At 43.6% G+C, this 14,613-nt stretch carries 19 protein-coding genes; 10 read left to right on the top strand and 9 right to left on the bottom strand.

Annotation, left to right across the window (positions count from 1 at the left end):
* The first annotated feature begins 20 nt into the window (after positions 1–20).
* From purH to ABWW58_RS09830, 5 genes are all read left to right on the top strand, one after another.
* A complete protein-coding gene (purH, locus tag ABWW58_RS09850) occupies positions 21–1,565 on the top strand; it encodes a bifunctional phosphoribosylaminoimidazolecarboxamide formyltransferase/IMP cyclohydrolase (RefSeq protein WP_353868970.1) in 1,545 nt (514 codons plus the stop codon).
* A 29-nt stretch (positions 1,566–1,594) separates the two neighbouring features.
* Positions 1,595–2,860: a phosphoribosylamine--glycine ligase gene (gene purD, locus ABWW58_RS09845; RefSeq protein WP_353868969.1), complete on the top strand. Its 1,266-nt coding sequence runs from the start codon at positions 1,595–1,597 to the stop codon at positions 2,858–2,860.
* Positions 2,861–3,031: 171 nt separating this feature from the next.
* Positions 3,032–3,355 carry a type II toxin-antitoxin system Phd/YefM family antitoxin gene (locus tag ABWW58_RS09840; RefSeq protein ID WP_353868968.1) on the top strand — a complete coding sequence of 108 codons (324 nt, stop codon included), beginning with the start codon at positions 3,032–3,034 and terminating at the stop codon, positions 3,353–3,355.
* Between the two features lie 427 nt (positions 3,356–3,782).
* Positions 3,783–4,442, top strand: coding sequence for a helix-turn-helix domain-containing protein (locus ABWW58_RS09835; protein WP_353868967.1), 660 nt, complete (start codon positions 3,783–3,785; stop codon positions 4,440–4,442).
* Positions 4,426–5,016, top strand: a complete 591-nt coding sequence (locus ABWW58_RS09830; protein ID WP_353868966.1) for a PIN domain-containing protein — start codon at positions 4,426–4,428, stop codon at positions 5,014–5,016. The genes ABWW58_RS09835 and ABWW58_RS09830 overlap by 17 nt, the downstream gene beginning before the upstream one ends.
* Here ABWW58_RS09830 and ABWW58_RS09825 read toward each other — a convergent pair.
* Together ABWW58_RS09825 and ABWW58_RS09820 are read right to left on the bottom strand one after the other, a co-directional pair.
* A complete protein-coding gene (locus ABWW58_RS09825; protein WP_353868965.1) occupies positions 5,013–5,306 on the bottom strand; it encodes a hypothetical protein in 294 nt (97 codons plus the stop codon). The genes ABWW58_RS09830 and ABWW58_RS09825 overlap by 4 nt on opposite strands.
* Complete coding sequence (locus tag ABWW58_RS09820; protein ID WP_353868964.1) at positions 5,306–5,530, bottom strand: helix-turn-helix transcriptional regulator; 225 nt, start codon at positions 5,528–5,530, stop codon at positions 5,306–5,308. Before ABWW58_RS09820 ends, ABWW58_RS09825 begins: the two co-directional genes overlap by 1 nt.
* 285 nt (positions 5,531–5,815) lie before the next feature.
* Here ABWW58_RS09820 and ABWW58_RS09815 point away from each other — a divergent pair, with 285 nt between their 5' ends.
* Positions 5,816–6,061: an AbrB/MazE/SpoVT family DNA-binding domain-containing protein gene (locus ABWW58_RS09815; RefSeq protein ID WP_353868963.1), complete on the top strand. Its 246-nt coding sequence runs from the start codon at positions 5,816–5,818 to the stop codon at positions 6,059–6,061.
* Positions 6,058–6,471, top strand: a complete 414-nt coding sequence (locus tag ABWW58_RS09810) for a type II toxin-antitoxin system death-on-curing family toxin (RefSeq protein WP_353868962.1) — start codon at positions 6,058–6,060, stop codon at positions 6,469–6,471. Before ABWW58_RS09815 ends, ABWW58_RS09810 begins: the two co-directional genes overlap by 4 nt.
* Before the next feature lie 179 nt (positions 6,472–6,650).
* Here ABWW58_RS09810 and ABWW58_RS09805 read toward each other — a convergent pair whose 3' ends face one another.
* Positions 6,651–7,412 (bottom strand): class I SAM-dependent methyltransferase, encoded by a 762-nt coding sequence (locus ABWW58_RS09805; protein ID WP_353868961.1) that lies wholly within the window; start codon positions 7,410–7,412, stop codon positions 6,651–6,653.
* 175 nt (positions 7,413–7,587) lie between these two features.
* Positions 7,588–8,208 (bottom strand): hypothetical protein, encoded by a 621-nt coding sequence (locus tag ABWW58_RS09800; protein WP_353868960.1) that lies wholly within the window; start codon positions 8,206–8,208, stop codon positions 7,588–7,590.
* Between the two features lie 195 nt (positions 8,209–8,403).
* Between ABWW58_RS09800 and ABWW58_RS09795 the strand changes: the two genes are divergently transcribed.
* Entirely contained in the window at positions 8,404–9,297 is an 894-nt protein-coding gene (locus ABWW58_RS09795; RefSeq protein ID WP_353868959.1) for an effector binding domain-containing protein, read from the top strand.
* A gap of 77 nt (positions 9,298–9,374) precedes the next feature.
* Here ABWW58_RS09795 and rarD read toward each other — a convergent pair whose 3' ends face one another.
* Both rarD and ABWW58_RS09785 read right to left on the bottom strand, forming a co-directional pair.
* Positions 9,375–10,298: an EamA family transporter RarD gene (rarD, locus tag ABWW58_RS09790; protein WP_353868958.1), complete on the bottom strand. Its 924-nt coding sequence runs from the start codon at positions 10,296–10,298 to the stop codon at positions 9,375–9,377.
* Positions 10,291–10,800, bottom strand: coding sequence for a GNAT family N-acetyltransferase (locus ABWW58_RS09785; RefSeq protein WP_353868957.1), 510 nt, complete (start codon positions 10,798–10,800; stop codon positions 10,291–10,293). The genes rarD and ABWW58_RS09785 overlap by 8 nt, the downstream gene beginning before the upstream one ends.
* Before the next feature lie 144 nt (positions 10,801–10,944).
* Between ABWW58_RS09785 and ABWW58_RS09780 the strand changes: the two genes are divergently transcribed.
* Positions 10,945–11,862, top strand: a complete 918-nt coding sequence (locus tag ABWW58_RS09780; protein ID WP_353868956.1) for a LysR family transcriptional regulator — start codon at positions 10,945–10,947, stop codon at positions 11,860–11,862.
* A 7-nt stretch (positions 11,863–11,869) separates the two neighbouring features.
* On the opposite strand, the gene ABWW58_RS09775 is transcribed toward ABWW58_RS09780, so the two are convergent.
* The 3 genes from ABWW58_RS09775 to ABWW58_RS09765 are packed head-to-tail and all read right to left on the bottom strand — an operon-like array spanning position 11,870 to position 13,233.
* The gene (locus tag ABWW58_RS09775; RefSeq protein WP_353868955.1) at positions 11,870–12,295 is read right to left on the bottom strand and encodes a GNAT family N-acetyltransferase; all 426 of its coding nucleotides are present in this window, start codon (positions 12,293–12,295) and stop codon (positions 11,870–11,872) included.
* Positions 12,296–12,320: 25 nt separating this feature from the next.
* A complete protein-coding gene (locus ABWW58_RS09770) occupies positions 12,321–12,752 on the bottom strand; it encodes a GNAT family N-acetyltransferase (RefSeq protein WP_353868954.1) in 432 nt (143 codons plus the stop codon).
* A gap of 13 nt (positions 12,753–12,765) precedes the next feature.
* The gene (locus ABWW58_RS09765) at positions 12,766–13,233 is read right to left on the bottom strand and encodes a GNAT family N-acetyltransferase (protein ID WP_353868953.1); all 468 of its coding nucleotides are present in this window, start codon (positions 13,231–13,233) and stop codon (positions 12,766–12,768) included.
* Between the two features lie 369 nt (positions 13,234–13,602).
* Between ABWW58_RS09765 and ABWW58_RS09760 the strand changes: the two genes are divergently transcribed.
* Positions 13,603–14,592 carry an L-lactate dehydrogenase gene (locus ABWW58_RS09760; RefSeq protein WP_353868952.1) on the top strand — a complete coding sequence of 330 codons (990 nt, stop codon included), beginning with the start codon at positions 13,603–13,605 and terminating at the stop codon, positions 14,590–14,592.
* Positions 14,593–14,613 lie beyond the last annotated feature (21 nt).

Genomic DNA, 14,613 nt, shown 5'->3' with positions numbered 1-14,613 from the left:
AATAGAAAGGAAGTAGCGAAGTGGCAAAACGAGCATTAGTCAGTGTTTCTGATAAGACAGGGCTTATTGATTTTGTGAAAAAATTGGTGGACGCCGGTATTGAAATTATCTCAACCGGCGGTACGAAAAAAGCGATCGAAAATGCAGGTATTCCTGTCATGTCGATCAGCGAAATCACAGATTTTCCGGAAATTCTTGACGGACGCGTAAAGACGCTGCATCCGGCAGTTCACGGCGGTCTTCTAGCGGTTCGCGATAAAAAAGAACATATGGATGCCATCAAAGGTCTCGGCATCCAACCGATCGATTTTGTGGTTGTCAACCTGTATCCGTTCAAAGAAACCATTTCAAAACCGGATGTTGCTTATGATGATGCCGTTGAGAACATTGATATTGGCGGTCCAAGCATGCTTCGCTCCGCAGCGAAGAATCATCGCAGCGTGACTGTTGTCTGCGATCCGGCAGATTATGATTTGGTTGCCGAAAGTCTCGATGCGAATGCCGATGTTCCGTTTGAACTGAAACAAAAGCTGGCAGCAAAGGTTTTCCGACACACCGCGGCTTATGACGCGCTGATTGCCGATTATTTCACCAAGCAAGTCGGTGAAGAATTCCCGGAAAAGCTGACCTTGACTTACGAAAAGAAACAGCCGCTTCGTTACGGTGAAAATCCGCATCAGATGGCTGCATTTTACAGTGATCCGATTGAGGATGAATCGACGATCGCCGCTGCGAAACAACTTCATGGCAAAGAACTTTCTTATAACAACATCCGTGATGCCGATGCGGCACTTGGCATTATTAAAGAATTCAAGCAGCCGGCCGCGGTTGCTGTTAAACATATGAACCCATGTGGCATTGGCATTGGCGAAACGGTCAATGAAGCCTATGATAAAGCCTATGAAGCTGATCCTATTTCAATTTTCGGCGGAATAGTCGCGCTGAACCGTGAAGTGGATGCAGCATTGGCTGAGAAGCTGCACAGCATTTTTCTCGAAATTATCATTGCACCGTCTTATTCCGAAGAAGCCATCGCCATTCTGGAACATAAGAAGAAAAACCTGCGCTTACTGCAAGTCGACATGAGTGATGAACCACAGGATTTTGCTCAGTACACCTCCGTCCGCGGCGGCATGCTTGTTCAAGATCTGGATACGAAGGGCTACACGGATATTGAAGAAAATCTAAAAGTAGTTACCGACCGTAAGCCGACTGAAGCAGAAATGGAAAGCTTGAAGTTTGCTTGGACGATTGTGAAACATGTGAAATCAAACGCGATCGCGCTCGTTAATGACGGACTGATGGTCGGCATGGGCGGCGGACAGACAAACCGTGTTGGTGCGGCGAAAATCGCGCTTGAAGAAGCGGGAGAAAAGACAAAGGGTGCCGTGCTTTCCTCAGATGCCTACTTCCCAATGAATGATACCGTTGAAGAAGCTGCTAAGGCAGGTATCACCGCGATTATTCAGCCGGGCGGATCGATTCGTGATCAAGAATCCATCGACATGGCCAACAAGTATAACATTGCTATGGTATTCACCGGCATGCGCCACTTCAAACATTAATTTCATTCGCTGTTGAAAGGGGAACGATCATGAATGTGTTGATTGTCGGCGGCGGTGGCCGCGAACACGCGATGGCATGGAAAGCATCGCAAAGCAAGCTTGTTGAAAAAGTTTACGCTGCACCGGGCAGTGATGGTATGGCATCGGTTGCTGAATGTGTGCCGATTGACGTTATGGACTTCGAAGCACTTGCGGGTTTTGCCAAAGATCACGATGTCGCGCTGACCCTGGTTGGCCCGGAACAGCCGCTCGTCGGCGGGATTGTCGATGTTTTTCAAGCAAACGGCTTGAAGGTTTTCGGACCATCGAAAGCTGCGGCTCAGATTGAGGGAAGCAAAGCTTTCGCAAAGGCGATCATGGAAAAATATCAGATTCCGACCTCACATTATCAGACTTTTACCGATTATCAAGAGGCTAGTGATTATCTTCAGAAGATCGGCGCTCCGATCGTTCTCAAAGCCGATGGTCTTGCTGCCGGAAAAGGCGTCATCGTCGCAATGACGATGGCGGAAGCCGAAAAAGGTCTGAAAGAGATCATGAAGGATAAAAAATTTGCCGATGCCGGGTCGCGCGTCGTCATTGAAGAATACCTTGAAGGCGAAGAGTTTTCGCTAATGGCTTTGGTGAACGGGAATAAAGTTGTTCCGCTCGCCATCGCACAGGATCACAAGCGTGCATTTGAGGGCGATAAAGGCCCGAATACCGGTGGAATGGGCGCCTATTCACCGGTTCCGCAGATTGCTCAGTCCATTGTGGACGAGGCAGTGAAAACTATCTTGCAGCCTACCGCGAATGGCATGGTTTCCGAAGGCTTCACGTTCACAGGTGTGCTCTATGCCGGATTGATTTTGACTGCGGCCGGTCCAAAGGTGATCGAATTTAATTGCCGCTTTGGTGATCCTGAGACACAGGTCGTTCTGCCGCGCCTGGAATCGGATTTCGTCCAAACGGTGCTCGACGTGCTTGACGGCGCGCAGCCGCAACTTGCATGGAGTGAAAAAACAGCCGTCGGCGTTGTGCTCGCGTCAAGCGGATATCCGGGCAGCTACGAAAAAGGCCGGAAACTTGGCGACCTCGCCGCGCTGCCGGAAGACGCACTGCTTTTCCACGCCGGAACAAAAAAATCCGCTGCGGACTGGCTGACCAACGGCGGCCGTGTGCTGCTCGTCACACGGCTCGGCGATGATCTGCGCTCGGCCCGCGATGCAGTCAACAACGATCTCGAAAGCATCCAAACCGATGCCGTGTTCTTCCGCAAGGATATCGGGCATCACGCACTGGAAGCTTCGGAATAAAAGAATGATCGAAAGCCGCCTGTATCGACAAAACGATACGGCGGCTTTTTGATTGTCCATGAAATTATAAAATGTCGACTTGTTGATCCGGAAATTTATATCGGAATGCGTAATTCAACTCCATACATTATCACAATTATGATAAAACGATACCTTTGGAGGGGATTGACTATGCCACAGATCAGACCGATATCAGATCTGAGAAATAGGTTCACTGAGATTTCACGCATTGTTCATGAAGAAAAGGAGCCGGTTTTCCTAACAAAGAATGGTTACGGTGATAGGGTTGTCATGAGCCTGGAACAATACGAGGCAATTCAGTCCGTAAAACGCATCGAGTCTGCATTGTGTGAAGCAGAAGCTCAGGCAGAAAGTGATCCCACTCGTTATGATTTGGCCGATGTTACACGGAATTTGCGCAAAAAATTGTTAGATAGAGTTGGACCTGAAAATGCGTGCAATTGTTTTTTTTTTCGATTGAGTAAAAGATCTTGAAGACATCGTCAATTATTTAGCACAGTTTCATACATCAACAGCAGTTCTGAAATACGACCAAATTGTCAAAAAAATTAGTGAGTTGAACGAGTTTCCTAAGAAGTACGAGATTTATCATGGCAGACGGTTTCAACAAACATACCGCCGGATGCCGGTTGATAAATAGTTGGTTTTTTACGATGTCCATGAGGATGTAATCGAGATTCATCGTATTTTATACGGGAACCGAGATCTACATCACTATTTGAAAGATGTTTGAGCAAGGGCAACAATCACGTGTCTTTGCTCTTTTTTTATATGACTTAAAAATCTAACTAAGCTAAATTTTTGTTCAACCCCATCCTAGATTCGCATTTTTATTGAAAATGTTGAGATTGTTGAATTGTTTGAAGATAATCGGCTATAATTAAGTCGAGGAGGCTGAGGGATGATGAGAACAATAGACGACGATCAAATTGAAATGTGGGACAGCGTTCAGACCTTGTTGAAGATTAATCGCGAACAGGCAAAGGTTGTGCTCAAAGCCACCATTGAACGATCTTTTCGTCAAGTTGGTGTCGTTCTTCCTGAATTATCCAGCCTGTCACTGAAATTACCAGAACAAGATGAATTAAATCAGTTGAAACAGCTTGAAAAAAAGTTAACTAATGCTGCTGAGCAGCAGCAAATTAACGATGATTTTATAGCTGAATATATAGACAGATTGATCCAATTAACAGCGACTAACCAGCCGAAGTTCAGAAAAGCGGTCACTGTTTCATTATTGAAACAAGGAAGAGTAAAACACAGAATCAATCGAACAGCATATACGCAACCCGTTATGATCGCATCATTAAAAGAAGAAACCAAACCTTTTTATACACCTAAAGAGGTTGGGAAAAAACTAGGATTGAGCGATCAAACGATTCGCCGATTCTGTGAAAAGGGAAAGTTTTCAGAGGCATATCAAACAGAAGGCGGACATTGGCGAATTCCTCGCGATGCATTTATCACCACAAGCAAACAAGATGAGCATTCAGATACATTTCTACAGAGGATCGACGAAAAAAATCGCCGAGGTGGGGATGCCGATGAATTTAATTTATGATGCAAAAGTTCCTCCAAAAGTTTTTATAGACACAACAGTACTGTGTGGCGCAATTCGAGTTGATGGGATCAATCGAAAAATTCTTAAAGCCGCACGATATCCTTATTTTTTTATCCCAGTTTTTTCAAGGGTTTGTCTCTTTGAATTCATGAAGCATGCTCTAGAAGGATTGGGGAAAGGAACGAATCGAGTTATCTATACACCTGCAGAGATTGATGAATTTCTGCAGATTTTTTTAAATCCAATTTTTGAGTATTATAACAAGTTGCCTGTTAACAGCTTAGTCGGACGCTACAGTTCTGAAACAATAATGAGAGAAAATCTGCCGATTGGACGAGTTCTTATAGAATTAAGTCAATGTTCCAAAGAAAAAGCAAGAAAAATTGCTCAATCTCAAGAGATGAGCAAACCGCTGTCAGCATTTGATCAAAATGATTTTCATGTTTGGGTCACAGCCATACGTGAAAGTTGCCAATACATACTAACAACCAATCACCAGCGTTTTCCTGAACAGATCGGTGCAATCAAACGAATTCACCCGAGTGATTTCTATGAACAACTCATCAATCCTTAATATTTTTTTCGAATGATCGGCCAGTAAACAAGTCCAGCGAATACTGTTAAAGACAATGATGTTGTGAGACATACCCTTAACGATACATAATCCAGGGTTTTCCAGCTCGTATAAAGAATAATTAACGACAATAAACCACATAAGAATACAAACAAAAATCGAAAGAGCCGATAGGCCATGAACACGGCGCGTTCGTCCTTGCCTTCTTTAGCGACCGAAAGGACAAGACCAATGACTGCAAAAAAAGCCGTGACAGTCATGCTGTTCGTAAACATGATAATTTTCTCCATTAGTTGCTCTCCTCCTTGTATTGAAACACCTGAGTTATATCAACATTCAATGCCTTCGCTATTTTAAAAGCCAGAACTAAAGATGGGGAATACTTTTTGTTTTCAATTGAAATGATTGTTTGTCTGCTTACACCAGCTTTCTCAGCTAATTCTTTCTGAGTCATTTTACTTTTTGCCCGCAAGACAGCAATTCGATTCATTAATTGCTGACTTTTATCGCTCATCAGTTTTTTTCATCTCCTAAACGTAGAAGTAAATGTAACATCATTAATGTAATCAAAGCTTTACTTTATGTCAAGTTTATTTTACTTAATTGGACGAATTATTCATCTTAATCCGGGAAGTCAAAGAGAAAAGTCTCTAAATGTGACATTGCGGGGATAGGCAAATATTCATTTGAATGAGCGATATAAAAAAATACTGCCATTGATAACAATAATTAAATGTTATAATGTATGTACAATTGTATATAATGATGAGGATGTTATGAATACAATGGAGGTGTGACCATGGAACGAAAAATTGTAAAAATGGGTAATAGTTTTGGATCGACCTATCCGGCAGAAATATTAAACCACCTTCATGCAAAACAAGGAGATCACATTTCGTTTGAACCTCAGCCGGATGGGACAGTGATCATAAAGAAACAGAGTAAAGTTCAACTGCCTAAAGGAATTGATCCGGGATTGCTAGAGATCGTCACGGATGTAATGGATCAATATAATGAAGCAATTAAGGAATTGGCGAAAAAATGAGGAACATTTCATTTATCGGCGAAAATGAGTTGATACTGATTAACGCCCTGTTAATTAAGCGGTATACGCCCTTGGAACAAGTTGGTGTAAAGGAACCTTTTTTATTGAACAGCGCAGTGAATCGACCACAGCAATCCGCTTTTGGTCAAGATGCTTATGCAACAATCTATGATAAAGCGGCAGCGCTTTTTCAAAGTATCGTTCAAAACCATGCGTTCTATAATGCGAATAAGCGAACAGGATTCGTAGCCTTGGTCACTTTTCTCAGAAAGAACGCGATATATTTCTGTGCGGAAAAAGATGAAATTGTCTCCTTCACTGTTAAAATCTCCGATCAACAGAACAAAATAAGTCTTAATGAAATTAGCAGATGGATTGAAAATCACTCTAGAAAAATAATGAAGGATTAAAAGTAAGACAGAGTAGACTTTGCAACAAAATGACCTGCAAAAAACGTAAAGAGGGTGTCTCAAAAGTCGATTTTTTGACTCTGAGACACCCTCTTTAATTATCTAAAATCTTGTTTAATCACCCTTTTTAAATCGTGTAACTGTTTGTGAATACCCTTTTGGGACAGCCTCCTTGACGTTCAGTTCTTATGATTTCGGGCAACAATTAGGAAGCGATGCTCATTCGTTTGTACATATCCTTGCTGCTTTATCTTTTCGTGCAGCAAATATAGCGTGTCGAAACAGCGCTCCACTGAAAACCCGGGGAATTCCCATGAAATGATCGTGGCATAATACACGATGGCCCCAACATCATCAAAACGCAGATAAGGAAAATACTCAAACTGTTGCTCAATTTTAAAACCAGCCTGTTTTAAGTCCCCAACGACTTGTTTCAATGTATTATGCGGATAAGGGCGCTGATACTCCGGGATTAATCGCTTGGATAACATATAGTTGTTATCCGCCCCCACCTGTTTTGTGATAAACAAACCATTAGGCTTTAAGGTCCGTTTAATATCGCTTATGTTCATACCTGCATGCTGGTTAATGATGAGATCGAACCTATTATCCTGACAGGGAATGTCTCCTTCATTCGCGCACGGATAAATGTGAATACCTAATGGAGCAAGTCGTTTTTTAATTAACTGTATGTTCGGTGCCCAAGCCTCTGTAACCGAGGTATTGTGATAGGGATGACGCAAAGAGAGTAGGAATTCTCCGCCACCGGTTCCCATATCAAGTAATTGGTCATTTGGATTTAGATGATCCAAGACTATTTCCCTATAGTTCCATGGCAACTGCTCACTTTCCCATCTTCCTTTAAGGTGTGAAAAATCCCAGCCTTGAAAATTTGCTCTTTCTTCCTGCTGCCATAATTTTTTTAAAGAATGTTTATTCATAACTACGCCTCCGTTTTATTTTGATAACACGGAACGGTGCAGTTAACTGCTCACCTATTTTTTTAATGATCTATTACTCGATACAGACGGTAAGCAGATTAAATCAACTGCACCGAGTAGCTACCTAGCTTCAGAATCATTTTTAGATCTCCTTGTTAACAATTTTTGTTAGCACTCAATCAATCCTGCGAAGGTTTAGTTCGAACACATTCCCCGTTCGCTTTTGCTTGGGAAACAATTCTTGTTCCTGAAAAACAAGTTTTAGATCAGGTAATTCATCAGGAATTGCCGGGGTAATGATATAATTTCTGATCCACAATCCGTCACTGCCGGAACCATCGTCTGAGCGGCAATCATAGTTGGAATCAGGAATTTTCAGTTCATAATCCAGCTGACGCCGATTATCATGATCCGCCGCATCTTGTTCCTTGTAATCGAACGAACTGGCAACCGTTAGCGAAAGTACGCTCGCATTTTCATATTGACGCAGATGAGTCACGCAGATTATTTGATCGCCAAACTTACGCCCACTCATTACAGGCACAAAACAACGAAACTTTTTCGGTTCAACTCTTGGCCTGAATATATCTTCATTTTGCATTGCTGCGAAAATTTCTCGCAGCATATCCGGATAATGACCGAATTTCTTTCCCCAGCTTTGAAAAGTTTCCTCACTGGGGAGCCCAGGGTTGTCTCCGGCAATCTTTTTGCGCTCCTGAATCAGTGCGCAAATTTTTTCATCAATTGGCTCAAGCTGTGGATTGTAATAAGTTGGCATTGGTTCTCCTCGAAACATCGTGACCCATCCCCTTTTCTTAAAAGAATACCATACTGAGGAAAGCTTACTGCTACTCTTTGCAATAAGTCATCAAGGTTAACGCCAGATTTGTAAAGGTCGAATGTGATTATTTCTGTCTTCGCAATTTTGGAACAGCATCTTTCTATGGCGGTTGATATACTGGGTTTACCGTACGGTTGGAGGGAATGCTTCATGGATACGATCGTGATCTTGCAACAAACGCTGGACTATGTTGACGAACATATTACAGACGACATCACCCCTGAACGTTTAGCGGCGCAAGCCGGATTTTCCACGTGGCATTTTTGCCGAGTCTTTCAATGGGGCGTGGGTTATACGGTGATGGCTTACGTACGAAAGCGCCGCCTTGCTTTTGCTGCATGCGAACTTGCTTCAGGCAAGCGGATTCTCGACATTTCGCTGAAGTACCGATTTGACACGCACTCAGGGTTCAGCAAGGCTTTTCGTCGTTATTTTGGCTGCAGCCCGGCAACGTATCGCTTGCATGCACGCGGCGGTCGCCCGAACCCGCCGAGCCTTCCGCGCACAAACAACTATTTGACTGGAGGAATTATTTTGGAACCAAAATTTATGACGCTTCCTGCTGTTAAACTTGCAGGCTATGTGATTAAAACAACCTCATCTGATGGAGAGAACAGTAAAACCATTCCGGCATTCTGGCAGGCCTATATGACGGATGGGCGAATGGATAAGCTCCATGCCGAGCGCTTTGTCAAAGCACATGATGAATACGGAGTCTGCTTTCCTGAAGATCCGCAGAACGGCGCGTTTGATTATGTGATCGGTGTTGAACGAAAGGAGGGCGAAGCAGTACCGGACAGCTATCATACATGCGACATTCCGCCTGCTTCCTATGCTGTGTTCTCGACGCCGCCAAGCAATGCCGAACACTTTGTATCTGCAATTCAAGGAACGTGGAACTACATCTTCAGCGAATGGTTTCCAAAATCAGGATACGAGTACGCACCGGATTGCGTCGACTTTGAACGCTACGATGACCGCTGCATGTCGGACGAAGGAAAGGTATGCGAGATCTATATCCCGATCGTGAAGAAGCAAGGCTAATGCAAAAGTGAAGCGTGTAAAAAAGGATACCTGCTGAAGGTATCCTTTTTATAGGTATATATTTGAATGACTGCGAACTAGTGCGACAATCGCGTTTCTTTACAATCTGCGTTACATGAAGAAAAAATGTAGATCATAATCGACGCCCAGATAAGTATAAATGAAAACCATTGAACAAACGAAACAGGTTCTTTAAAAATCAACAATCCGATGAGGAATGTGATTGAGGGTGTTATATATTGAATCACCCCAACGGTAGATAACGGCAATCGTTTTACTCCTTCAGCAAACCAAATAAGCGGCAGGGCCGTTACGATACCGGCTCCCATTAAAAGAGTCGATAGATGATAAGAATCAGTCCCGAATGATGCTACACCATTTAGTTGTAATATCAATAGATATGTAAGTGCTGTCGGTGTGCCGATTAATGTTTCGTAAGCCATCGCTACGCGTGAGTCTAATCGAGTACATTTTTTGGCATAACTGTAGATTCCTGATGATAAGGCAAGCGATAACGCAACCCAAGGGATTTGACCATAGTTAACGGTAAGCAAGAACACACCCAGCAGGGCAATGAAAAATGACAGCGATTGTCCTGGACCGCATTTATCTCTCAATAAAACAATACCCAATAAAATGCTAATAAGCGGGGTCATGTACATTCCCAGACTGGCTTCAATAACTTTTCCGTGGTTAACCGCCCAAATAAAGATCACCCAATTCGCGCTTATTGCAAGAGACGCGATGAATATAAATAAAAATTCCTTTTTATAGTGATAAAAATAGTTGAGCCTATAGATAAATAGATGAGTTTTCTGTTTCTTAAACAGGATGATAACTATTGTGAATACAAAAGACCAGCAGATTCTGTGTGCTAAGATCTCAAAAGCCGGCACACTGCCTAATGCCTTCCAATACACGGGTAAAAATCCCCACAAAATATAGGCAGCAGATGTATAAAGTGCCCCTGTAAATGTGTTATTTCCTTTTGGTTTATTCATTAACACGCTTACCCAGTATAACTAAATCTCTTTCAATGCTATCTAGTTCCGCAACCTTTGGATAAGCCCCCCACTTTTCAAAACCCAAGCGTTCAAAAAGGCGGAGACTGGGAATATTGTGGCCGAAGATAAAAGCAAGAATAGTTTTTATACCGAATTCATGACAATGATCGATTGCATAGGTAACAAAATCAGTGCCCAGCCCCTTTCCGCGAACGCTCGTATCAAGATAAACGCTTATTTCCACGGTTGCACGATAGGCAGGGCGTCCATAAAAGCTGCTCAGGCTGAGCCATCCGCAGATTTTTCCATCCTGTTCGGCAACCCAAAGTGGGCGATTCTTGTCTTCATAATGGGCACTAAACCAAGGTTTACGTTCAGATACAGTGACTTCTTCCGTATCCGCCGTGACCATTCTCCCTGGTATCGTTGAATTATAAATAGCCACTATAATGGGTAAATCACTTAATTGTGCTTCACGATACACGATATGATCGGCCATTTGACGCATCTCCTCATGCTTATTTGTTTTTCTGCATTTATTTTAAAATGCGTCATGGATGTTGTAAAATTGAACTTAGTAACCATTTGCCATAGAAAAAAGTTATGGCAGAAGTTGACATAATCTGAGAGGGAGTAGTGGAGCATGACGATTCAGCAATTTCGCTATTTAGTGGAAATTTCCAAGCACGGTTCAATAAGCAAGGCTGCCTCTGCGCTTTACGTAACACAGCCCAGTATCAGTAAAGCCGTGCGAGACTTGGAAACGGAGTTAGGGATAACGATCCTGGATCGAACGAATAAAGGAGTTGTCTTCACTAAAGATGGTACGGAATTATTATTCTACGCCAAAACGCTTCTGGAACAAATGGAATCTGTCGTCGATCATTTTAACAGGGAGAAGGCAACGGACGTAACAAAGCTTTCTATTTCCTCTCAACACTACGGCTTTGCCATAGAAGCTGTAGCGAATTTTATGAGTTATTTTGCCGAGCGAAAGTATGAACTGACGATTCGGGAGGGAAAGACAACCGATGTAATTGATGACGTGTACGCGAGTAGAAGTATTCTCGGCATTTTATCCCTAACCGATTTAAACAAGAACTTTTTCAAACGCTATTTTATCTCAAAATCACTGAATTTTACGCCTCTAGTGTCATTGAAGCAACACGTTTTTCTCCGAAAAGAACATCCTCTGGCTCATCTCAAATGCATTAACTTGGAGCAGTTAACGGATTATCCTTATCTAACCTACCAGCAGGATGACGTACTGCTCCATTTTGCTGAAGAAGCCATCAATCTGGACACGATTAGGAACTTGGTCTATCTGAAGGATCGAGGCGCCATGAATAATCTCCTGTCCCATACAGATGGATACAACCTGGGAACAGGCTGCATCGTGGACAATTACATGAACCCCAATATTATTTCCATACCTTTAGAGGGAAGTAATTTAATTCAAGTCGGCCTGGTCAAACGAGCTGATGTGTTTTTATCGGAAGAACTTTTGGTATATATTAACTTTTTAAAAACGGCTTTGGAAAAATCTGCACCGAAGGAATAGTTCACAGTTACTCAAAAAAGCGGTTGAAGACCTTTTGCCATTTGGTGTTTTCGTACCCAAGCTGCGTGTAGAATTGATGTGCTTTTTCCCTGGTTCCTCCTGAACGGACGCGCAGTTCTGTATAGCCGTGCTCAGTGGCCCATTGCTCGCATGCTTCGAGCAATTGTTTACCAATCCCTTGTCTGCGGTGCGCGCGGTCAACGACAATGCCGCCAAGTTCAGCGTAAACACCTTCAAGAAAATGTTTGCCGAAGATGTGCGCCCATCCGCAAACGCATCCCGTTTGGTCTTCAGAGACAAAAAAGCCGTTATCTGGATGGCTTAAGATGTAGTGAAGCCGCTGTTTAATCTCAGATTCCGTTTCTTCATAACCAAGTTGTGTGCATAAATCTTTGAGTGCAGGTATGTCGGATGGCGTTGCCGAGCGAATCATTTTGATCGTCACCTCAGAGCATTTTTTAGATATTCTGTTCATTAATACTTAAGTTTCTGTACATGAGGTCTTCGCGTTTGGTGAAACCAATCGATTGCCAAAATGCGTTTCCGGACTGGTTTGTGGCGAAAACAACGAGGGCAATTTTATTAATTTCCTCTTTTTTCAAGGCATTAATGACGGCGCTCACCAGTTGTTTCCCGATCCCTTTGCGGCGATAGCTGCGGTCGACTGCTGTGTGATAAATGTAGCCTCTGCGGCCGTCGTTTCCGCACAGGATGACGCCCATAATCTGTTGATTTTCTTCGGCGATGAAATTTGTAGTTGGGTTTCTTTTTAGAAATTTTTCAATGCCTTGGGCGGAATCATCGAGGCTGCGCATGCCCATTCCATCGGTATGCATCCAGAGTTGGTGGACTTTAGCGTAATCCTCTGTTTTCATTAAGCGAATTTCCATTTTCACGCGCTCCTCAATCATTCGTCGTCAAATCATAATCTAAATAATTGTCTTTCTGTTTGAACCCGTAACTTCTATAAAGAAGCTTGCCCATTGCCGATGCTGTGATCGTCACTTTTCCGCAGTGGCGCTGTTTGGCTTCCTTGACAACGGCGTCCAACAATTTAGTTGCAATCCCTTGTCTCCGAAAAGCTTTTAAGGTATGCATACATGAAAGTGTTCCAACGCAGCCGGACGGATTGCCATAGTAGGGCGGACGGCGGCTGAAGGACATGCCGCTGGTTGCGATCATCTTTCCGTCAACAAGAGCGATCCAGGAAACAAAACTGCCGTCCTCAAGTGCTTGAGTGAAGTAATCGGTGAGCGGTTTGGTGAGATCGGTTGTCGGTACAGCGCCTTCCTCGAGCAACTGCAGTTTTCTCATTTCCACAAACGCAGGAATGGCTTCTTTTTTTAATTTTCGAAACTCAAGATTGTTCATTACCGTTCCCTCTTTTGAATGGCAGACTGTCTATAAATTAATTTCAGTTTAAGCGTCGTCAGCTGATTGTTCAATCGTATTTTTTATTCTTATAGAGGGTGTTCAAAAAGTCCAGGAAAAATTGCTGTCGAATCTCTGTGTCAGCTTGTTTCTCCGCTCCTCACGTATCATTTGCATACGCTCTGGTGCTCGAAACTGCGCTTCCTTGATCTTCTCGGCACTTTTTGTCCTCCTTTTTGAACAGACTCTTATAGTAAATCAAGTTCAAATAGTCAAATAATATTGATTCATCTCTTTGTAGGGTGTAAAATATACGTCAACTCACACAGAAAAAAGGATAGCCTCAGAAGGCATAAGGAGAGGATTGAAGTGAACGAAACAGTCAGAAGAGTAGGCATTGTAGGCATTGGCAACGTCGGAAAGGCTGCCGCCTCCGCAATTGTCCACAATAATATTGCGGATGAACTGTACATTTCCGATATCGATGCCGAACGCGCGAAAGGTGAGGCCTGGGATTTTGCGGACAGTATCGAGCTGACGCCGTCAAGAACGCGGGTCATTGAAGTACCGCTTGAAGGGCTTGCTGCGTGCGACGTGATTCTTGTGGCGGTAACGGAACGCTCGCAAATTCCAACCCAATCACGTCTGGAGTTGTTGAAGGGCACCGCGGCGATTGCTTACGATATCGTGCCAAAGCTGCGCAAGGCCGGTTTCAAAGGAAACTATGTGATCGCGACCAATCCGTGCGATATCATTACATACTTATTCTACACGTTGTCCGGGCTGCCGAAGAACCACGTGATTGGAACGGGAACGGCACTCGACAGTATGCGCTTACGTCGTCAGCTTTCGCAAGTGATCGGCGACGTTGACCCGCGCAGCATCAGCGCATTTATGGTAGGCGAGCATGGTGATTCTCAAATTGCCGCTTGGTCGCAAGTAACCGTTGGCGGACAACCGCTGGACCAATTTGAAGAAGATAATGTTGATGAATTTGGTCCGATTGATCGCGATCAGGTTGAAAACGCCGCACGCCATTTTGGTTGGGAAATCCATAAACGCAAGGGTAACACGCAATTTGGAATCGGCAATGAACTCGCCTTCTTTGCAAAGTCAATCCTCAACGACGCACGTGCCGTAACGGCAGCTTCGGTCATTCAAGATGGTGAATACGGTCAGCATGATCTGGCCATCGGCGTGCCGATTATTCTCGGCCGCAATGGCGTGGAGAAAATCATCAAATTCCGCCTTAACGAAAAAGAACAAGAAGGATTCAATGCATCGGCGGAATTGATCAAAGGCTACATCAAACAAACTTTGGAAGAACACGAAGAACAGGCTGCAAACGAAACCGTTTAGAATAAAAGCCTCCCGTTTGAG

Source organism: Sporolactobacillus caesalpiniae (genome assembly GCF_040513385.1).
GTDB lineage: Bacteria > Bacillota > Bacilli > Bacillales > Sporolactobacillaceae > Sporolactobacillus.
This window is presented reverse-complemented; position numbering and strand designations above follow the sequence as displayed.